A 22990-nucleotide genomic window follows, 5' to 3' on the forward strand; every position below is an offset into this window, starting at 1 on the left:
ATTCGAGTATTAATTCCCTATTGGGAATACTTTTAAAATATGTCATTTCTATGCTAAAAAACCAAAAAAATAGTTTCTTACTACAAACTGCAATCCTTATATTTGCAACCTTATTAAAATTGACAGATGAAAATATCCTATAATTGGTTAAAACAATTCATAAAAATAGACTGGAACTCCGAAGAAACAGCAGCATTGCTAACAGATCTAGGTCTAGAAGTAGAAGTTGTTGAGAAATACCAGTCCGTAAAAGGTGGTTTAGAAGGAATAGTAGTAGGACATGTCCTTACTTGTATCCCGCATCCTGATGCCGACAGACTAAAAATTACAACTGTTGATTTAGGCGATGGCGTACCGTTACAAATTGTATGTGGAGCAACTAATGTAGATGCTGGACAAAAAGTTCCAGTAGCAACAATAGGCACTGTATTATATGATGCAACAGGAGTGGCTTTTACCATAAAAAAAGGAAAAATTCGCGGACAGGAAAGTCACGGAATGATTTGTGCCGAAGACGAGTTAGGTCTTGGAACTGGTCATGACGGGATTATGATATTAGATGATTCCATTGCTGCAGGAACAAAAGCAGCAGATGTATTTAAAATAGAGAATGACGAAGTATTCGAAATCGGACTTACGCCTAATCGTGCCGATGCGATGAGTCATTTAGGAACAGCTCGTGACTTAAGAGCCGGTTTACTACAAAGTGGAGTAAATGTTGAATTAATCACTCCTTCTGTTAGCAATTTTAGAGTGGACATGAGAACGCTTAAAATTGATGTAAACGTAGAAGAAATTCTATTAGCACCGCGTTATTGTGGCGTTACCATTTCAGGAATTACGGTAAAACCGTCTCCTAACTGGTTGCAAGATCGATTAAAAGCAATAGGAATTACTCCTAAAAATAATGTAGTTGATGTAACTAATTATGTTTTACATGAATTAGGTCAACCACTACATGCCTTTGACGCTGCAAAAGTTAACGGAAAAATAATTATTAAAACATTGCCTTCTGGAACGAAGTTCACCACATTAGACGATGTTGAAAGAACACTTCATGAAGAAGATCTAATGATTTGTGACGAAAAAGGACCTTTATGTATTGCCGGAGTTTTTGGCGGTAAAAATTCAGGTGTGGCAGAGCATACTACTTCTATTTTCCTTGAAAGTGCTTATTTTAATCCAGTGAGCATTCGTAAAACAGCTAAAAGACACCAATTGAATACCGACGCTTCTTTCCGTTTTGAAAGAGGAATCGACCCTACAATTACTGCCTATGCACTAAAGCGTGCCGCTTTGTTAATTCAAGAAGTAGCTGGTGGCGAAATCACATCTGATCTAATTGACGTTTACCAAAAGAAAATGGAAGATTTTTCCGTATTCTTAAACTTTGGGAATGTTGCCAAAATTATTGGGCAAGAAATACCAAAAGATACTATTAAACAAATTTTAGTTTCATTAGACATTAAAGTGAATAGCTTTTCAGAAACTGGGCTAGGTCTAACAATCCCTGCTTACCGTGTTGATGTACAAAGAGAAATTGACGTAATAGAAGAAATATTAAGAGTATACGGATACAACAACATCAGCTTTTCTAAGAAACTGAATGCGACCATGTCTAATTCTCCTAGAAATGAAGATTATAAATTACAAAATATAGTTGCCACACAATTAAATTCTCAAGGATTTAATGAAATGATGGCAAATTCACTAACAACAGCCTCTTACATTGAACTTTCAGATATGCTGAAAGAAGAACACAATGTAACGATGTTGAATCCATTGAGTAATGATTTAGCAACATTGCGACAATCTTTATTGTTTTCTGGCCTAGAAGCTATATCCTATAATATCAATCGCAGAAACAGTGATTTGAAATTATTTGAATTTGGAAAAACCTACCATAAATTTTTATCAGGTTTTGAAGAGCACAAGCACCTAACATTATTTCTAACAGGAAATAGAAGTAAGGAAAGCTGGACTACGACACAAAAACCGTCTGATTTCTTTTTATTCAAAGGTTATGTAGATGCTGTTCTTACTAGATTTGGAATTCAAAAAACACAAAACAGCCCTGCAACATCTGATGTGTTTTCAGAAGGAATTGCAATTGGAGCTGGTCATAATGCTTTGGTTGAATTTGGAGTTGTAAAGAAATCAATCCTAAAACATTTTGGAATCAAACAAGAAGTGTTTTATGCCGACTTTAATTGGGCGGTTATTATTAAAATGATATCCAATAAAATCAAATTTACGGAAATCCCAAAATACCCTGAAGTAAGAAGAGATTTAGCCTTGTTAGTAGACCAAAACGTAACATACGACAGTATTTACACCATTGCAAAACAGAGCGAAAAAAACCTTTTAAAAGACGTTAATTTATTTGATGTTTATGAAGGAAGCAATCTGCCTGAAGGTAAAAAGTCATATGCATTAAGTTTTATCATACAAGACAGTGCAAAAACTTTGACTGATGCTCAAATTGATAAAATTATGGGTAAACTGCAAAAGAATTTTGAATCAGAACTAGGAGCTACTCTAAGATAAACCGTTCTAATCAGCATACGAAAAGCCCAATTCTAACTTTTAGAATTGGGCTTTTTTATATAAAAAAAAGTCCTGTAAAATACAGGACTTTTCAACTAACAAAAACCAACCTCTTAATTGAAATTATTGTTTTGGTAACACAACCGTATCTACCACGTGAATCACACCGTTTGATTGATTTACATCAGCAATTGTGATTTGTGACATTGTACCATTTTCATCTGTAATGTATAATTTCTTACCTTTCATCCAAGCCGTTAAAGTTCCACCGCTAACGGTTTTCAATTTAGCTTTTCCGTTTCCTGCTTTTATTTCTTTAGCAATATCAGCAGCGTTCATTTTTCCTGCTATAACATGGTAGGTAAGAATCGTTTGCAACATTTTTATATTTTCAGGTTTCAATAACGTTTCTACTGTTCCCATTGGTAATTTAGCAAAAGCTGCATTTGTAGGTGCAAAAACTGTAAAAGGACCGTTTCCTTGTAGTGTTTCTACTAATCCAGCAGCTTTCACTGCTGCTACTAATGTTGTATGGTCTTTTGAATTAACTGCATTTTCGATAATGTTTTTTGAAGGATACATTGCTGCTCCACCAACCATTACTGTTTTTTGAGCGAATGATGTAGCTCCAAATACTAATGCCATAAAGGCTACTGATAAAAATTTTCTAGTTTTCATAAATCTATTTATTAAGTTATATAAAAGCATTTACGCCATAAAAGCGGTTGTGGTTTTAAAAAAAACAAAATATTATAGAAAACTTTGCTAAACTTCTATTTTTCAAGTGCTTAAAAAATAATATAAATACACTTTAAAGATAGACCCTGTAGTTAATTATAGCCTGAATTTGATCTAGCAACATTTCATCTATCAATACGTCATTGCTAATTGTCCAACGCTGCATAAAGTCCAATTGAAAACCAACTCGAAAGTGCAGCATCACACATTTATAAAAGCACAGTCCTAGCCCTGATAGCAATGAAAATCCTTTATGATTTTTCTTTAAAATCATAAAGATTGTAATGGATAGCAGGAAATAGCTCCAATAAAAAACATAAAAAAAGAGCCTCACATTACTGTGAGGCTCTCTTATTATAAGAAATAGTGAGAATTATTTTTTCTCAGACTTTTCCATTTTAGCTTTCAATGCAGCTAATACATCATTGCTATCTCCTAAAGTAGAAGCAGGTGCATTAGTTGAGTTTGAAGCTGAAGAATTGTTTTCAGTAACTGCTTTCACATTTTTCTCTTCTTCTTCACGGAAGATAGCAGTGTGAGATGCAACTACTCTTTTGAATTCTTTGTTGAATTCGATTACTTTGAAATCAGCAGATTCACCTTTTTTCAATTTCTTACCATCTTCTTTTTCAAGGTGACGAGTAGGAATGAAAGCAACGATATCATCTCCAAATTCTACAGTAGCTCCTTTGTCAACAATCTCAGCGATTTCACCTGTGTGGACAGTTCCAACAGCAAATGAACCTTCGTATTGATCCCAAGGATTAGGAGTAGTTTGTTTGTGACCTAAAGATAATTTACGTCCGTCAACATCTAATTCTAATACTACTACATCAAGTTTCTCTCCAACATTTACAAATTCAGATGGATGTTTGATTTTCTTAGTCCAAGATAAGTCAGAGATGTAAATTAATCCGTCAATTCCTTCTTCAAGTTCTACGAAAATCCCAAAGTTTGTAAAGTTTCTAACGATACCAGAATGTTTAGAACCTACTGGGTATTTAGAAGTAATGTCAGTCCAAGGATCTTGAGACAATTGTTTGATACCTAATGACATTTTACGGTCATCTCTATCTAATGTTAAGATAACAGCTTCAACAACATCACCTACTTTTACGAAATCTTGAGCAGAACGTAAATGAGTAGACCAAGACATTTCAGAAACGTGGATTAAACCTTCAACACCTTCAGCAACTTCGATGAAAGCACCGTAATCAGCGATTACAACTACTTTACCTTTTACTTTATCTCCAATTGCTAATTTAGCATCTAGAGCATCCCAAGGGTGAGCGTTTAATTGTTTCAATCCTAATTGAATTCTTGTTTTCTCATCATCGAAATCAAGGATTACAACATTTAATTTTTGATCTAATTCAAGAACTTCAGATGGGTGGTTGATTCTTGACCAAGAAAGGTCAGTAATGTGAATCAATCCATCAACACCACCTAAATCAATAAAGACACCATAAGAAGTAATGTTTTTAACAACACCTTCTAATACTTGTCCTTTTTGTAATTGACCGATGATCTCTTTTTTCTGTACTTCAATATCCGCTTCAATAAGCGCTTTGTGAGATACAACAACGTTTTTAAATTCGTGGTTGATTTTCACAACTTTGAATTCCATTGTTTTATTTACGTAAACATCGTAATCTCTAATTGGTTTAACATCAATTTGAGATCCTGGTAAAAACGCTTCAATTCCGAAAACGTCAACGATCATACCACCTTTAGTTCTGCATTTTACAAAACCATTAACGATTTCTCCTGTTTCGTTAGCCGAAATAACTCTATCCCATGATTTGATAGTACGTGCTTTTCTATGAGATAAAACTAGTTGTCCAGTTTTGTCTTCACGGATGTCGATTAATACTTCAACAGTATCACCTACTTTTAATGCTGGGTTGTAACGGAATTCGTTTAAAGAAATAACACCTTCCGATTTTGCGTTGATATCAACGATAACGTCTCTATCTGTAATTCTAACAACAGTTCCATCAACTACTTCTTCTTGATCAGTAGAAATAAATGTTTTTGTAACTAATTCTTCGAATTCTTTTAAGTTTTCTTGATTAACTGGATCAATACCTTCTTCAAAGTTATGCCAGTTAAAATTTGCTAAAAACTCTTCTTGTGATTGTACTTGTTCAGACATGCTGATAAAAATTTGTATTCTGTATTCTCTCGAGTTTCTTAATGTGACAGAAAACAACAGAAGTTGTTTGTATAATTAATTGATACCCAAAGGAAACTCTTACTCACCAAAAGGTGTGCAAAATTAATACTTTTTTATTTAACTACAAAATAAATAACAACCTGAAACTAATTTAAAGGGCGACGAATACTCATTTAACATTAAATTAATATAAATAGCTGTTTTTCAGAAGCATAAACACAGTGCATTCTAATCGGGTTCCCTCCTGCTCTCGCCTTTATCTCTCCATTTCATTGCGAGGATATCGGCTCTATCAGGGCTATTTACAACTTATAAAACTTCTAAGAAACAAATAACCCGATTGACCTAAGGAGGAGAATCGGGTTCTATTTTTTTTTAAAGCTATTGAACTAATGATGACTTACAGCAGCAGCAACTACCTCCGGATTGTGTTTATGTTTAAACAAAACAGCAAAAGCGATAGCGATTATCAAAGCGTAAATCGCAAAGGCTAACCAGATTGTATGCCAGTCCTTCATGAAAATCTCTTTACTCAGTAGTCCTTCAGTGGAAATTAAACTCCCTTGATTTTTAATAAACTCTAACATTTTAGGGTTCGTTATTTCTGTTTCAAGGAAACCAGCCAATTCATTAGTATTATTAAATGATTTTGTAAAATACTTATCAATAGCCCATCCTGAAGTAAAGCTTCCTAAAACTGCTCCAAAACCATTGGTCATCATCATAAATAATCCTTGTGCTGACGAACGATTTTTTGGTTCTGTATTGGTTTCAACAAACAAAGATCCTGAGATATTAAAGAAATCAAACGCCATTCCATAAACGACACAAGACATGATAATCATCCATAAACTATCTGTTGGATTTCCGTAAGCAAACAATCCAAAACGTAGCACCCACGCTAACATACTAATCAACATGACTTGCTTTATACCAAAACGTCTTAGAAAAAAAGGAATAGCAAGAATAAATAAAGTCTCTGAAATTTGAGAAATAGACATTATAATAGTTGAATATTCAACCACAAAGGATTCAGCATATTTTGGAAAATGTTTAAATTCATCCAAAAAAACATCTCCGTACGCATTCGTCAATTGTAGTGCGCCTCCTAAAAACATAGAGAAAATAAAAAACAAAGCCATTTTATAATCCGCAAAGAACTTAAAGGATTCTAATCCTAATGTTTCCATTAGTGAGGAATTCTCTTTGGACAATCGCTCTGGCTTACATTTTGGTAAGGTAAACGCATACAGACCAAGAAGAAGCGCAGATAAACCCGCGATATAAAATTGATACGCCGTCGCTTTATTCCCTGTTAAGTTAGTAATCCACATCGCCGCGATAAAACCTATTGTACCCCAAACCCTTATTGGTGGGAAATCTTTAATTAAATCTTTATTATTTAATTTAAGGGCCGTAAAAGAAATTGAGTTACTCAAAGCAATCGTTGGCATATAAAAACACATCGCCAAAAGCATTACATAAATAAACGTTTCAGGTGTTGCGACTTGCGGAATAAAAAATAAAACTACTCCATATAATATATGTAACGCTCCATATAGTTTTTCAGCATTAATCCATCTATCTGCAATAATCCCCGTTAATGTTGGCATAAATAAAGAAGCAATTCCCATTGTTCCAAAAACAAGGCCAAACTGCGTTCCGTCCCACTGCATCGTCCCAAACCAGTAGTTTGCAATTGTAATTAACCAAGCTCCCCAAACAAAGAATTGAAGAAAACTCATTACCGTCAATCTATTTTTAATTCCCATAAAATGAATTCTTATATTTTAAATAACAAAAGCCCGTAAATCTAATATTAAAAATGATATCTACAAAAAAATTACTCTGTTTTAGTAACTTCGTCGACTAACCCTAATACAATGTCAAATTGTTCGTCGCGCGTAAGATGCGAATTATCAATCTCGATGGCATCTTCTGCCAGTACCAGCGGTGAATTATCCCTATGAGTATCAATATAATCTCTTTCTTCAACATTTTTAAGAACTTCCTCATAAGTAACATCGTCCCCTTTCTGAATCAATTCATCGTAACGCCTTTGTGCTCGGGTACTTGCACTCGAAGTCATGAATATTTTAAGTTCGGCATCTGGAAAAACGACGGTTCCAATATCTCTACCATCCATAACAATTCCTTTGTCTTTCCCCATTTCTTGTTGTTGTTCTACTAATTTTGCACGAACTTCTGCTATCGTAGCCACTTTACTTACGAAACTTGACACTTCAATGGTCCTGATTTCTTTTTCAACATTGACATCATTCAAATACATTTCAGCAAAACCTAACTCCGGATTGTATCTAAACTGCAATCGAATAGCAGTCAGACTATTTATTAAAGATTCTTTGTCAAAGCTTTCTGCTGTTATATATCCGTTTTGCATTGCAAATAATGCGATAGCACGATACATAGCCCCAGTATCGACATAAACATAGCCTAAATAACTAGCTAATTGTTTGGCTAAAGTGCTTTTTCCTGTAGATGAAAATCCATCTATTGCAATTGTAATTTTTTTATTCAAAATAGTATTATTGAAAGTTAATTGTTAAACCAAAAAGACTCGTATTTCCTGCTAAAGTATATCTTGAGTAGGAGTAATTAAATTTTAATTTATTGAATTTCAATCCAAAGCCCAGTGAGACTCCTGAGAAATTTCGTTGTTCCATAATTCGTAATTCTTCGGCTCTTCTAAAATTATAACCTAATCTCAGATTAAATGACTTTTGAGGAAAAAGCTCCACTCCAAAAATAACATGTCGCAAAGCATTATTTACAAATGACACTTTTTCCTCTGTCGAAGTGCCATCAAGAGACGATTCTACTCGAACAGGATTTGAAAAAGCAATATTCCACTGTTGCAGATTCTCTAACGTAAGATGCCATCGAAGAGGAACATGTTCTAACTCTTGAGAAACACCCACTATTACTTCAAGCGGTAATTTTTCTCGCACCTCAGAATAAGTTGTAAATTGAGTTCCAATATTTCTAATAACAAAACCCCAGTTTACATCATTCATTTCGTCAATAAAAATAGCTCCTATATCAATCGCCCCTCCTAATGAATTATAGCTTTCAAGAGTTGAAGAAATTAATTTTGCATTGGCTCCAATATGTATCGTCGTGTATGGAATATTATAAGCGTATCCGGCCGAGAGTGCAATTTCACTACCTGTAAATGAAGTTGTAGGCTGACCAGCTTCATCATAGCCATCAAAACTACCGTAATTCACGTAATTCACCCCCATTTGAAACGTTTGTAAATGACGGTCATAGGTATAGGCATAAGAAGCGGTACCATAAGTCACCTCTCCATAATAACTACCGTAATTTAACGCCAAATGGTTATCCATTTCTACATTTATTGTTGCAGGATTAAAATTAACCTGATTCACATCATCATCATAAATCGTAATAGTTTTTCCACCGAGCGCTGCCTGCCTTGGAGAAGTCACCAAATTTAAAAACTGATAGGTATACTTGCCTCCTATTTGACTGTAACTTACAGTACAAACGAAGAGCAAAACGTATAATAAAAGTTTTTCAAACATGCTTTATAGCTGTATTTCTGTAAAATAAAACGCAATTGCGAAGATAAAATTATAATAGTAATAAACACGCGATTTATATCTTCAAATTCCAAACAAATAAAATTCCAAAATCATCGCTTAATTATATTAGGCTTTGATTTTGGAATTAATTCTTTTAATGAAACTCTTTTACTTACAAGACTTTGGCGTTTTTAACCTTCTGATCCGTAATTGCAATTTTTAAAACCTCACTCATTTCTTTTACATAATGAAATGTAAGACCCTGAATATATTCTGGTTTTATTTCGTCAATATCACTTTTATTTTCATGACATAAAATAATCTCTTTAATATTAGCACGTTTAGCCGCTAAGATTTTTTCTTTTATTCCGCCTACAGGCAATACTTTTCCCCTCAAGGTAATCTCACCCGTCATTGCCATATTTTTCTTTACTCTTTTTTGAGTAAATACAGAAACTAAAGAAGTTAACATAGCAATACCTGCACTTGGTCCATCCTTAGGAGTTGCACCTTCGGGTACATGTAAATGAATATTATATTTAGAGATGATCTCAGGGTTTAAACCCATAAGTTCCGCATTCGCTTTAATATATTCTAAAGCAATTGTAGCCGACTCTTTCATTACTGTACCTAAATTCCCAGTAATAGTCATCATTCCTTTACCCGGAGAAATCAAAGATTCTATAAAAAGAATATCACCACCTACACTTGTCCAAGCTAATCCAGTCACCACACCAGCAACATCATTGCTTTCGTATTTGTCACGTTCTAATCTTGGAACACCTAGCACTTTTAAGATATCCTCATCAGTTACTTTTTTATTGTACTCTTCCTCCATCGCTACTGATTTAGCAGCATTTCGGATCACTTGCGCAATTTTTGCTTCTAATCCACGAACACCCGATTCACGAGTATATCCTTCAACAATTTTTTCCAATTGTTTCTTACCAATAGTCAACTCTTTAGAAGTCAAACCATGTTCTTTTAATTGTCTTGGAAACAAATGTTGCTTGGCAATTTCTACTTTCTCTTCAATAGTATATCCAGACATCTTTATGATCTCCATACGGTCTCTTAATGCCGGCTGAATAGATGACATGGTATTTGAAGTCGCAATGAACATCACTTTAGATAAGTCATACCCCATTTCTAGGAAATTGTCATAAAAAGAATTATTTTGCTCGGGATCCAATACTTCCAACAAAGCAGATGATGGATCACCTTGACTACTTACCGATAATTTATCAATCTCATCTAAAACAAATACTGGATTTGACGTCTGAGCCTTTTTTAAACTTTGAATAATTCTTCCTGGCATCGCACCTATATAGGTTTTTCTATGCCCTCTAATTTCAGACTCATCGCGCAAACCACCAAGGGAAATACGTACATATTCTCTACCTAATGCTTCTGCAACTGAACGTCCAATAGAGGTTTTACCCACTCCCGGAGGTCCTGTCAAACATATAATTGGAGATTTCATATCATTTCGCAATTTTAAAACTGCCAAATGCTCTATCATTCTTTTCTTTACATCTTCTAATCCGAAATGGTCGCGATCTAATATTTTTTGAGCACGTTTCAAATCAAAATTATCTTTTGAAAATTCATTCCAAGGTAACTCTAAAAACAAATCCAAATAATTTCTTTGAATTCCAAAATCAGGAGCCTGTGGATTCATTCGGCGCATCTTAGACACTTCTTTTTCGAAATGTTTTTTGGTTTTATCATCCCATTTCTTAGACTTGGCCTTAACCAACATTTCATCTATTTCCTCTTCCTGTGTAGAACCACCCAACTCTTCCTGGATCGTTTTCATTTGTTGGTGCAAGAAATATTCTCTTTGTTGTTGGTCTAAGTCAAAACGAACTTTCGATTGGATATCGTTTTTTAACTCCAGTTTTTGCAACTCAATGTTCATATAACGAAGCGTCTCTAAGGCTCTTTCCTTCAAATCATTAATCGCTAACAAATCTTGCTTTTCTTTAACAGACAAGTTCATATTTGAAGTAACAAAATTGATTAAGAAAGATTGGCTTTCAATATTCTTAATAGCGAATGTTGCTTCAGTTGGAATATTCGGACTTTCTTTTATAATTTGGATTGCTAATTCTTTTATTGATTCAAGAATAGCTAAAAATTCAGTGTCTGTTTTATCAGGTCTATTTTCAGGAAAATCTTTAATACTTGCTGTAAGATAAGGATCCTCTGAAGTAACAGTATCAATTTCAAAACGTTTTTTACCTTGAAGAATAACGGTTGTATTACCATCAGGCATTTTTAAAACGCGTAAAATTCTGGCTACAGTTCCGATAGTATGAATATCCTCTTTAGTAGGATCTTCGTCCGACTCATCTTTTTGAGCTACAACACCAATGATTTTCCCTGCTGCATTTGCGTCATTAATTAGCTTAATCGATTTATCTCGACCGGCAGTAATAGGGATTACAACTCCCGGAAATAAAACCATATTACGTAGTGGTAAAATAGGTAAAGAATCAGGTAATTCTTCATTAATCATCTCCTCCTCATCTTCGGGAGTCAATAATGGTATTAATTCGGCTTCTGAGTCATATTCCTGTAGTGACAGATTGTCAATAGTAAGTATTTTATGATTTGACATATTATTTTTAAGTCTTTTTGTCATTAAAAAATTTCGTGTAGATAACAAATATAAGGTATCAGCAGTTTAAATTTGAATAAAACGTACATTAAACCCAATTATTCATTACTTGCATTAAAAATGCAATCTTTGTGCCATTTTAGAAAATATTTTGTGGATTGACGCTACTTTCCATCAGATAATTCTAATTAAAAAGGCTATAATTCCTTTCTTCGGCAATTCTATTTGTAGTATAACCTACTTTATTTCTTCTGTCTTTTTTATAAAACTAAGGACTATAAAACCCAACAAAAAGAAAACCGCCAGAATAAAAAATGAATTTCTCATCGAGTTTGTAATTGCTGCGACAAATCCAAAAACAAACGTCCCTACGACAATCGATATTTTTTCAGTTACGTCAAAAAAGCTAAAATAAGTAGCGTGATCTTCGGTATCTGGTAATAATTTTGAATAAGTAGATCGAGATAAAGATTGAATTGCCCCCAAAACCATTCCTATCGTTCCTCCAAGAACATAAAATTGGATATCAATATATTCACTTTTAGCATCTAGTAAATAAGCCGCAAGGCATATAAAGCCCCAAATTACTATGGTAACTTTCAACGTTGCTATATTACCTATTCTCTCTGATAATCTTGAAAACAAATAAGCTCCAAAAATAGCGACTACATTTATTAATAAAATTATAATTATTAACTTACTGGTGTCAATACCTAATTCTTTTTTTCCGAAAAGTCCTGCCAATAATATTACAGTTTGGACTCCAATACTATAAAGAAAAAAAGCAGTTAGAAATTGTTTTAAATTTTTCATGTCCTTTAAGCTATCCAATACAGCTCTAAGCTCCCTAAGTCCTTTGAAGATATAGTCCTTTTCTGGTTTTTTATGAAAGACATTATTGGGTAAATAATGAAATGTAACCTGTGCAAAGCCCATCCACCAGATTCCAACAGATAAGAAAGAAATACGTGCCGGTAAAGAGCCATCTGATATTCCATACCATTCTGGCATCATGACCATAGTTAGATTAAAAGCTAATAAAATTAATGAACCTGCGTAGCCAAACATAAAACCCTTAGCACTTACTCTATCATGTTGCTCAGGAAAAGCAATTTCAGGTAAATAGGAATTATAAAAAACAATACTTCCCCAAAAACCAATACTTGCGAAGATTGTACCTAAAACTCCAATCCATAAGGTATCTTGGCCCTTAAAAAAGAACAAACTCATCACAGATACTGATCCCAAATAACAAAAGAATTGCAGGAATCGTTTCTTATTTCCTGTATAATCTGCAATACCGGATAAAATGGGAGACATTAAAGCCACTATCAAAAATGAAAAGGATAAAGAATAGGATAAAAGAGATGAATTATTAAATTCATAACCTAAAAATTGAACTATTCCGTTATTGTCACTAGTTACCGTTTCATAGTAAATTGGGAAAACCGCAGTAGCGATAACTAAACTATAAACAGAATTAGCCCAATCATAAAAAGCCCAAGCATTTATTAACTTTTTATCTCCTTTTTGTAATGCCATGATAGAATTATTTTTATACGAATTTATCTATTTTTTCATAGTAAATATATAAAATATAAGGAATATTCAAAACTTGATCTTTTGCTAACGCAAAAAAGCCAATTCAAATGAATTGGCTTTTTTTATATCAACTATAAATTATTACTTATAGATCATTCCAAACTTTGCTGCAATAGCTTTAGCTTCCGGAACCATCGCTTGTAAATTTGCTATTCTGGTAGCATCAGATGGATGCGAACTTAAAAATTCAGGTGGAGCTTGACCGTTTGAACTTGCTGCCATTCTAGTCCAGAAAGAAATTGCTTGATCAGGATTGTATCCCGCGATAGCCATTAATACAAGACCTATTTTATCAGCCTCAGTTTCATGATTTCTGCTGTAAGGCAACATTACTCCTACTTGTGAACCAACACCATAAATTTGCTGCCATGTTTGTTGAGTTTCTGCACTTTTCCCTCCTGTTGCAACAGCCACTCCTACAGCTCCTAAACCTTGAAGTTGTGCAGCACTCATACGTTGCGCACCATGATTAGCAAGAGCGTGAGAAACTTCATGTCCCATTACTGTAGCTAATCCTGCATCATCTTTTGTTACCGGCAAAATACCTGAATAAACAACAATTTTGCCACCAGGCATACACCAAGCATTAATTTGTTTGTCATCAATTAATTTATATTCCCATTGGTATCCGTTTAAATATTCCTTTTGCCCTAAGGAATTTAAATATTTCTCGGCTGCCAGTTTTATTTTTGTTCCTACAGCTTCAACTCTTCTCGCGTCAGCAGTACCTGTAATAACTTTATTTGCATTTAGAAAAGTTCCATACTCCGCAAATGAGGAAGGAAAAAGCTCGCTATTTGAAACAAAATTTAATGTTTTCTTTCCTGTTAGCGGGTTCGTTGCGCAAGAGACCAATAATCCCAGTGTACAAATCCCTACTAATATTGAATGTTTTTTCATGATACTATTTTTATTTTAACAAAAATACAATAATTATAGATATGCTATTTGCAAAATTAAAATCAAATGTTTCAACATTTTTGTTTTTTCTTATTCTCCAATGATATGTAAAACATTAAATTCCTTACCTACAATAAGATAATTATCTTCTTCAAATTTGACTCTGTCAAATAAAACCTCTTCATTATCAATCTCTATGCTTTTCACCTTAAAAGGAAATCCGATTAGATTTATCTTATACTTAGAATAATTAGTATCATATTTACCTTCTTTATGCAATTGGATATTAAGCTCTTTTTCCTTTCCTGTTACTCTAAAAGTCAAGAAACTATATCTTCCTTTTTTATAATCATAGCCATCTTGTGCATCTTCATACACTACCGATTTCTCTTTTCCTTCTTTATAGTATAAATCTAAAGTCAATTCATCAAACTCTAACTCTCCCACATATTGTTGAACAGGATATTTTGGAATAATAGCACCCGCTTTTACAAAAACTGGAATTTCATCAAATTTAGTATCTACCCAAATTTCTTTCCCTCCAATCACTAAACTATTAGTCCAGTAATTATACCATTGTCCACGAGGAATATACATTCTTCTACCTAATGAATTCGGTTCCAAAATAGGACACACTAAAATTTGATTTCCAAAAATAAATTCGTCATTTCTATAATGCGTTTGTATGTCACTTTGGTCATAGTAAACTAATGGTTTAAGCATAGGAATTCCCTCTTCAATATATTGCCAAAACATAGTATACAAGTAAGGTAACAACTGATAACGTAGGTTAACGAATTTCCTGGTAATATCAATAACTTCCGTATCAAACGCCCAAGGCTCCTGATCTCCATGATCACCAGAAGAATGCGTTCTACAAAAAGGATGAAAAACACCCAATTGAATCCACCGCGTATAAAGTTCTCCAGAAGGTTGTTCCGCAAATCCACCGATATCTGACCCCGTGAAGCCCATTCCGGAAATTGACATTCTTTGCACTTGTATGTTTGCAATCCATAAATGCTCCCAAGTTGCCACATTATCGCCAGTCCAAGAGGATGTGTAGCGTTGCGCACCTGCATAAGCAGACCTCGTGATGATAAAAGGTCTTTTAGGATAAGCAAATCTTTTTACTCCATGATACGTGGCTCTTGCCATCTGTGTCCCATAAATATTATGTGCTTTTCTATGACTGCATGGGTTTCCGTCATAATCATGACGAACATCCATCGGGAACGTTTTATTTGGCACTTCCATAACGGCAGGCTCATTCATATCGTTCCAAACTCCTTTGACTCCAATATCAGATATTAATTCTTTAAACAATCCTGCCCACCATTCTCTGACTTCGGGATTAGTATAGTCTGGAAAATTGCATTCTCCCGGCCAAACTTTACCTTTCATATAAGGACCATCCGCACGTTTACAAAAATAATCTTTTTCCAAAGCCTCTTTATATACCGCGTATTCCTTGTCAATTTTAATTCCTGGATCAATAATCACAACGGTTTTAAAACCATCTTCCGCTAATTCTGCAACCATTCTCTTGGGATCAGGAAAATATTCCTTGTTCCAAGTAAAACATCGAAACCCTTCCATGTAATCAATATCCAAATATATGGCATCACATGGTATTTTTAATTCCCTGAATTTTGATGTAATTTCTTTTACATTACTCTCCGGAAAATAACTCCACTTACATTGGTGGTAACCCAAAGCCCACAACGGTGGTAATTCTGGCTTTCCCGTTAAATCAGTATAGCTAGTAACAACGTCCTCCATTTGAGGACCATGGATAAAATAATAATTCATCTCCCCACCTTCTGCCCAAAAACTGGTAACATTTCTTCTTTCGTGACAAAAATCAAAGAAAGTTCTAAATGTATTATCGAAGAAAATACCGTAAGCTTGTTTATTTTGCAACCCAATAAAAAAGGGAACTACTTTGTATAAAGGTTCTTGATCTTTCTGAAAAGCATATTGATCAGTGGCAAAGTTTTCCAACCTTTTCCCTTTCAAATTCATTTGGGTCGCTTTATCACCAAGGCCATAAAAACATTCCCCATCTTTTGAAGCCTTACTCATTTTAACGATATTACCGCCATACTCGTAGCTTTCTTCCCAATGGAAACCCAATTCGTCTTCCAGCAAAACATTTCCGTTTAAATCATAAATAGATACTCTCATATCTATTTTTTGAATTACACATTTTAATTTACTAGTTTGTATTTGATAATATTCAGCTTCTTCGGTAACTTCAAGAAAGTTATACCCATGCGAATGACTCTTATCAATAGCATAGGAAAAGTCATTGCTGAAATATCCCTTAGTAGTATATCTAAACCGGATGAGGCTATCTCTCACCACAGTGATTTTTAAAACTACACTATTGAATGTATTGAAAAAAACTGAATCAACATCATGTTCAAAAGAAACTATTTTTGATGGATATAAATCCCCTTTGAATTCTAATTCTGTATTTGTAATCATGTTATACTTTATTACTATTAAGCCCTTTATTTGTTTCCAAAAATACAAAAAAGTAAATCGGTCTTCCTAAAAAGCAATTTTATTAGCGAAGTCTTTATAACTGTTTTATTAAAAAACAAACCCTATTAATTCTAGGAATCAATAGAGTTTGCCGAATTAATAATTTTATTTAAAAAAGTCGTACGCCTATTATTATAAATACTTATACGATTTTAAAAACGGTTACTCCTAAAGGAGCTAATGTTAGTTCTACTGAATAATCGCGTCCGTCATATGGTGCCGCTTCTATCGCTAATTTAGCACCATTTTTTATGCCGCTACCACCATAAGTCGCAGCGTCACTGTTAAAAATCTCCTTCAGCTTCCCTTTTCTTGGAATACCAATTCGATAATTTTCACGAATTACTTGGGTAAAATTACAAACCACAATTACATCGTCTTTTAACTTGACTCCTTTTCGAATATAGGAAATAACTGCATTTTGATGATCTGAATAGTTAATCCATTCGAATCCTTCAGGACTAAATTGTTTTTCATATAATGCCGGCTCCGCCTTATATAAACCATTTAGATCTGTTATTAACTTTCTTACCCCGTCATGATATGGATATTCATTTAAATGCCAATCAAGACTACCTTCAAAATTCCATTCAGCACTTTGCCCAAATTCACATCCCATAAACAGTAATTTTGTTCCTGGATGTGTAAACATATAGCTATATAGTAGTCGTAAATTTGCAAACTTTTGCCATTCATCACCAGGCATTCTGCCAAGAATAGATTTTTTACCATACACCACTTCATCATGAGAAAGTGGCAACATGAAATTTTCTGAAAAAGCGTAAGTTGAGGAGAAAGTCAAATCATTTTGATGGTACTTTCTATATACAGTGTCTTTTTGAAAATATTCTAAAGTATCGTGCATCCAGCCCATCATCCATTTCATCCCAAATCCTAATCCTCCAATGGACGTTGGCCTTGAAACCATAGGAAATGAAGTACTTTCTTCGGCTATAGTTTGGACACCTTCAAAATTAGAATACACCGCTTCATTGAATTCTTTCAAAAAACTTATGGTATCTAGGTTTTCACGCCCACCATAAATATTAGGTTCCCATTCGCCATCATTTCTTGAATAATCTAAGTATAACATCGAAGCTACTGCATCCACACGAAGTCCGTCTGCATGGTAATACTGCAACCAAAACAAGGCATTACTAATTAAAAAGGAACGCACTTCATTACGGCCATAATTAAAAACTAAACTTTTCCAGTCTGGATGATATCCTTTTTTACGATCTGGATGTTCAAAAAGATTAGAGCCGTCAAAGAAGCCTAACCCATGTGCGTCATCTGGAAAGTGAGAAGGAACCCAGTCCAGAATAACCCCAATTCCGGCCTGATGCAATCGATCTACCAGAACCATAAATTCTTGTGGATTCCCAAAACGGGATGTCGGCGCAAAATAACCCACGAGTTGATATCCCCAAGAAGGATCATAAGGATACTCCATGATAGGCATAAACTCAACATGTGTAAATCCAGTTTCTTTTACATAAGCAACTAAATCTTCTGCAAATTCAAGATAGGTTAGGAATCGATTGTCTTCTCCATGACGTTTCCAGGATCCTAAATGAACTTCATACACCGAATACGGTTTGTCAAGCGCATTGTGATCTTCACGATTCTTCATCCATTTGCTATCATCCCATTTGTAATCGAGATCCCAAACTACAGATGCAGTATGTGGTGGTTTTTCACAATAGAAAGCAAAAGGATCTGCTTTTTCAGTAACAATTCCGCCGTTATTTGATTGTATCTTATACTTATAGGTAGCCCCTTTTTCGACATTTGGTATAAACCCTTCCCAGATACCAGAGGAATCCCATCTTACCTGAAGCAGATGTTCTCCCTGAGTCCAGAAATTAAAATCTCCTACAACAGATACAGAATGAGCAGTGGGAGCCCAAACGGCAAAATACACCCCTTTTACACCATCTAATTCAATTAGATGCGCTCCAAGTTTCTCATATAATCTGTAATGCTTTCCAGCTTTAAATAAGTCAATGTCAAAATCAGTAAAAAGGGAATGTGTGAGAACTTTGCTCATATATATTGGTATGTTTCTAACCGTATGGAATAAATTAGAATATTAACTTTAAAAAATACTTTTGATCTTAATTTATCTTATAACCATCTGGAATAACAGAACCTTTTTTAATTACTACAATTCCTTCCTTTATAGCATATAATTCATGTAAAACATCTTCTAAATGCTTACCACCATTGATATAAACGTTATTACCAATTCTACAATTTTTATCTACTAATGCGTTATTGATAAAACAATTATCACCGATACCCATCAAAATATTGTTATTAGCTTTATCTTCATTCATATCATCGATACTTTGATAATAGTCATTCCCCATAACATAAGTATTTTGAATAACAGTTTCATCTCCTATTCGAGAACGAATACCAATAACTGATTTCTTGATTTCCTTAGCATGAATAATACAACCTTCAGAAATTAACGATTTCTCCACTAAGGTATGGTGAAATTTTGACGGAGGTAACAATCTCGGACGAGTGTAAATCTTATTATCGTTATCGAATAAGTTAAATTGAGGTATATCATCTGTCAAACCAATATTAGCCTCAAAAAACGAATCTATATTACCTATATCAGTCCAATATCCTTCATATTGATAGCTTAATATTTTTTGTTTTCCTACAGCTTGTGGAATAATTTCTTTTCCAAAATCCTTTGTATCTGGATTTTTCATTAATTCAACTAACAGCTCTTTATTGAATATATATATTCCCATGGAAGCTAGGTAATGTTTACCTTCACTTTTCATTTGCTCACTTACATCAGATTCCCATTCTGGTAGCAACTCTTTAGCAGGTTTTTCAATAAATGACTCTATACAACTGTCAGCATTTGTTTTTAAAATTCCAAATTCTGGTGCATCCTTAGCATTTACAGGCAACGTGGCAATTGTTATATCAGCTTCATGTTTTATATGTTCTTCAATCATTTCATTGAAGTCCATTTGGTACAATTGATCTCCAGAAAGGATTAAAGCATAATCAAAATCATGATTCAAAAAATGAGGCATACATTGTCGCACTGCATCAGATGTCCCTTGAAACCACGTTGGATTATCAGGAGTTTGTTCGGCAGCAAGAATGTCCACAAAAGCTTGACTAAAAGCATTAAAAGTATAAGTGTTTTTTATATGAGCATTTAAAGAAGCAGAATTAAACTGCGTCAATACAAACATTCTTTTAATGTCTGAATTCATACAATTTGAAATTGGAATATCAACTAACCTATATTTTCCAGCAATTGGCACTGCAGGCTTAGATCTACTTTCTGTCAATGGATATAACCTAGATCCTTGTCCCCCTCCTAAAATAATTGCAATAACATTTTTCTTCTTAGCTTTCATACTTTGTTAATTATTAAATTATAAACCTCTATATATTCTTGACATGCTTTTTCCCAGGAATGATCTGTGTTCATCCCTAATTGCCTAATTTCATTTAAATGTTTTTTATCTTTATACAAGCTTACTGCCCTTTGAATGGAGTAACAAATATCTCCTACAGAAGCTTGATCATGCGAAATACCATTCCCGTCATCTCCAAAATCAATTACCGTATCTTTTAACCCTCCTGTTCTTCTTACAATTGGAATTGTACCATATCGAAGGGAATACATTTGATTCAATCCGCATGGCTCTACCCTTGACGGCATCAATAAAAAATCAGCTCCTGCATAAATTAAATGCGCTAATTCTTCGTTGTATCCAATAAACGTGTTGTAATTCCCTTTATAATCTACCAACAAACTATTTAAATGGTTTTCTATCTCTTGATTTCCAGAACCTAAAATAAGAATGTTGATTTCTTTATAATTTTCTGATAACGCCAAAGCCGATGCCTGTGGTAATAAATCGCCTCCTTTTTCTTCTAATAATCGTCCTATAAAACTAAAAAGTGGTTTTTTGGGATCTAAATTAAATAAAGTACATAATGTCTCTTTATTCTGCTGTTTACCCTTTTGAAAATTTTCAACTGAATAGTTTTTTTCCAACATTTTATCTTTAGCTGGATCCCAAACTTCAGTATCGATTCCGTTTAATATCCCTCTTGATTTATAACGAACAATATTAAATAGCGATTCTAATCCATTTGCTGAGTAATTAATCTCATTCAAATAATTTGGAGAAACTGTTGTCACTGCCCAAGCACATTTTATAGCTACAGCCAATGAATTGATACAGTGATCCCACTCTAAAACATTCACATGAGCTAAATCAAATTCCGGTAAATAATGTAGTTTATCAAATCCAAATTGCCCCTGATACAACCCATTATGGATCGTAATCATTGAAGGTGTATTTTGTATTTTTTTATATTTATCACAATACAACATCATAAATGGAATCAAACCAGTATGATGATCATGACAATTAATTACATCCGGCATTTCATTACGACCTATTATCCAATCTAAGGCAGCTATTTGAAAAGATAAAAATCGTTCAATATCATCCTCATATCCATATACTTCCTTTCTGTCGAATAATTCGGGAATTTCAATGAGATATAACTCAAATCCTAACTTATCTGTTGTTTCCTTGAGTACATTAAATGAAAAATTGAATTTTCCCAATTTTACAAAACCCCAGTGAACACATTCAAATTTATTTTCTTTTTTAAATTTTGTGTCATAACAAGGAATCACAACTCTTGCAAGATGGCCGGCTTTATTCTGGTATTTTGGCAAAGCCCCTACGACATCTGCTAAACCACCTACTTTTGCTACAGGATAACACTCTGCGCTAATATGAAATATTTCCATGTATTAAATTTTGTTTTTCTTCAAGTTATGTAGTTGAATTGAAAACCCTTCTTTTATTAGGACCATTCTTTCTTTAATGTAAAAGGTTAATTTGACATTAAAACTTTATTAAATATACTACTTTTATGTTTTTCTAAATTTAGTAAAAATTTTATAAAATAAAAGCGGTCTCAAAAATTTATCGATATGACAAAAAAATCTTCTATTCACACTCAATCATTACAAATTCCTAAGCCTATTCTACTTGCAAGTAAATTTATCTCTTTTATTTCACCTAAAATCACCATATTATTTGCCGCTAAATTATTTACAACACCAATAAAACATAAGATTCCTAAAAGGGAGCTTGAAATGGACGAAAAAAGCGAACAAACAACACTTCATATTCCTACAATAAACAAAGCAGTAGTTGTTTACAAATATGGGCAAAGTGACAAGAAAATTTTATTGGTTCATGGATGGTCAGGACGAGGTACTCAATTGGTAAAAATAGCAGATGCAGTAGTAAATTGTGGTTACTCTACTATTAGTTTTGATGCTCCTGCACATGGAAAATCATCTGGAAATCAATCTATAATGACTGAATTTATCGCTTCAATTCTAGAAATAGATAAACATTATGGTCCTTTTGAATCGGCTGTTGGACATTCTCTAGGTGGAATGTCTGTACTGAATGCAATAAAAGAAGGTCTGCAGTTAAATACTGCCGTAATTATAGGTAGTGGAGATATTGTTCAAGATATTATTGAAGATTTTATTGCTAAATTAGAGCTAAAGCCAAGTTATGCGACCTCTTTAAGACTTCATTTCGAGCAAAAATTTGGGGGGAAAATGAATGACTACTCTGCTTATCAAGCAGCTAAAGATATTACAATACCTGTTTTAGTAATTCATGATAAAGATGATCCCGAAGTTCCAGTAAAAGCAGGTTTGCACATTTATGATCATTTAAAAAATGGAGAACTCTTATTAACAGAAGGGCTAGGACACCGAAAAGTTTTAGGTGATTCTGAGGTAGTTAAAAGAACGGTGCAATTTGTGACCAAATACTAATTATTAATCCAAAAATCAATTCTAAACAATGAAATATCCTATAGAGAAATCCGAAGACCAATGGAAACAAGAACTGGGAGAAGAAAGATACCGTGTTCTACGTGAGAAAGGAACAGAACGTCCACATACAGGAACTTACAATTTACATTATGAAGAAGGCACTTATTGCTGCGGTGCTTGTTCAGAACCATTATTTGAAAGTGACTCAAAGTTTGATGCACATTGTGGCTGGCCGTCATTTGATGACTCAATTCCCGGAAAAGTCAAATATGTTTTAGATAAAACGCACGGAATGATTCGAACTGAAATAGTCTGCGCTAATTGCGGAAGTCATTTGGGTCATTTATTTAATGATGGACCAACAAGTACCGGACAACGCTATTGCGTAAATTCGGTTTCAATAGATTTCAAAAAATAAA

Annotated in this window: 15 protein-coding genes; 3 read left to right on the top strand and 12 right to left on the bottom strand. The window is 33.9% G+C overall.

Annotated features, from left to right (window positions below; translation table 11 throughout):
• Window positions 1–126 precede the first annotated feature (126 nt).
• Entirely contained in the window at window positions 127–2547 is a 2421-nt protein-coding gene (pheT, locus tag BLV35_RS18365; RefSeq protein WP_091093665.1) for a phenylalanine--tRNA ligase subunit beta, read from the top strand.
• Between the two features lie 123 nt (window positions 2548–2670).
• Here the strand turns inward: pheT and BLV35_RS18370 are convergent, their stop codons facing one another.
• From BLV35_RS18370 to BLV35_RS18430, 12 genes are all read right to left on the bottom strand, one after another.
• Complete coding sequence (locus BLV35_RS18370; RefSeq protein ID WP_091093667.1) at window positions 2671–3225, bottom strand: fasciclin domain-containing protein; 555 nt, start codon at window positions 3223–3225, stop codon at window positions 2671–2673.
• Window positions 3226–3658: 433 nt separating this feature from the next.
• Complete coding sequence (gene rpsA, locus BLV35_RS18380) at window positions 3659–5440, bottom strand: 30S ribosomal protein S1 (RefSeq protein ID WP_091093673.1); 1782 nt, start codon at window positions 5438–5440, stop codon at window positions 3659–3661.
• Window positions 5441–5850: 410 nt separating this feature from the next.
• Window positions 5851–7233, bottom strand: coding sequence for a nucleoside permease (locus BLV35_RS18385; RefSeq protein ID WP_091093676.1), 1383 nt, complete (start codon window positions 7231–7233; stop codon window positions 5851–5853).
• A 71-nt stretch (window positions 7234–7304) separates the two neighbouring features.
• The gene (gene cmk, locus BLV35_RS18390; RefSeq protein WP_091093679.1) at window positions 7305–8000 is read right to left on the bottom strand and encodes a (d)CMP kinase; all 696 of its coding nucleotides are present in this window, start codon (window positions 7998–8000) and stop codon (window positions 7305–7307) included.
• 7 nt (window positions 8001–8007) lie between these two features.
• The gene (gene porQ / locus BLV35_RS18395) at window positions 8008–9027 is read right to left on the bottom strand and encodes a type IX secretion system protein PorQ (RefSeq protein ID WP_091093682.1); all 1020 of its coding nucleotides are present in this window, start codon (window positions 9025–9027) and stop codon (window positions 8008–8010) included.
• A 172-nt stretch (window positions 9028–9199) separates the two neighbouring features.
• Entirely contained in the window at window positions 9200–11650 is a 2451-nt protein-coding gene (lon, locus tag BLV35_RS18400) for an endopeptidase La (RefSeq protein WP_091093716.1), read from the bottom strand.
• A 237-nt stretch (window positions 11651–11887) separates the two neighbouring features.
• Complete coding sequence (locus BLV35_RS18405) at window positions 11888–13192, bottom strand: MFS transporter (protein WP_091093684.1); 1305 nt, start codon at window positions 13190–13192, stop codon at window positions 11888–11890.
• Window positions 13193–13333: 141 nt separating this feature from the next.
• Window positions 13334–14152, bottom strand: a complete 819-nt coding sequence (locus tag BLV35_RS18410) for a M48 family metallopeptidase (protein WP_091093687.1) — start codon at window positions 14150–14152, stop codon at window positions 13334–13336.
• Window positions 14153–14242: 90 nt separating this feature from the next.
• On the bottom strand, window positions 14243–16642 hold the full coding sequence (locus tag BLV35_RS18415) for a glycoside hydrolase family 31 protein (protein WP_091093689.1): 2400 nt from the start codon (window positions 16640–16642) through the stop codon (window positions 14243–14245).
• 202 nt (window positions 16643–16844) lie between these two features.
• The gene (gene glgB / locus BLV35_RS18420; protein WP_091093691.1) at window positions 16845–18752 is read right to left on the bottom strand and encodes a 1,4-alpha-glucan branching protein GlgB; all 1908 of its coding nucleotides are present in this window, start codon (window positions 18750–18752) and stop codon (window positions 16845–16847) included.
• Window positions 18753–18819: 67 nt separating this feature from the next.
• Window positions 18820–20100 (bottom strand): glucose-1-phosphate adenylyltransferase, encoded by a 1281-nt coding sequence (locus BLV35_RS18425; protein ID WP_091093695.1) that lies wholly within the window; start codon window positions 20098–20100, stop codon window positions 18820–18822.
• Window positions 20097–21518, bottom strand: a complete 1422-nt coding sequence (locus BLV35_RS18430; protein WP_091093697.1) for a glycogen synthase — start codon at window positions 21516–21518, stop codon at window positions 20097–20099. Before BLV35_RS18430 ends, BLV35_RS18425 begins: the two co-directional genes overlap by 4 nt.
• Before the next feature lie 186 nt (window positions 21519–21704).
• On the opposite strand from BLV35_RS18430, the gene BLV35_RS18435 reads away from it, so the two are divergent.
• Entirely contained in the window at window positions 21705–22571 is an 867-nt protein-coding gene (locus BLV35_RS18435) for an alpha/beta hydrolase (RefSeq protein ID WP_091093700.1), read from the top strand.
• Between the two features lie 28 nt (window positions 22572–22599).
• Window positions 22600–22989, top strand: coding sequence for a peptide-methionine (R)-S-oxide reductase MsrB (gene msrB / locus BLV35_RS18440; protein WP_091093703.1), 390 nt, complete (start codon window positions 22600–22602; stop codon window positions 22987–22989).
• Window position 22990: the final 1 nt, after the last annotated feature.

It is taken from the genome of Flavobacterium gillisiae (assembly GCF_900107635.1).
GTDB lineage: Bacteria > Bacteroidota > Bacteroidia > Flavobacteriales > Flavobacteriaceae > Flavobacterium > Flavobacterium gillisiae.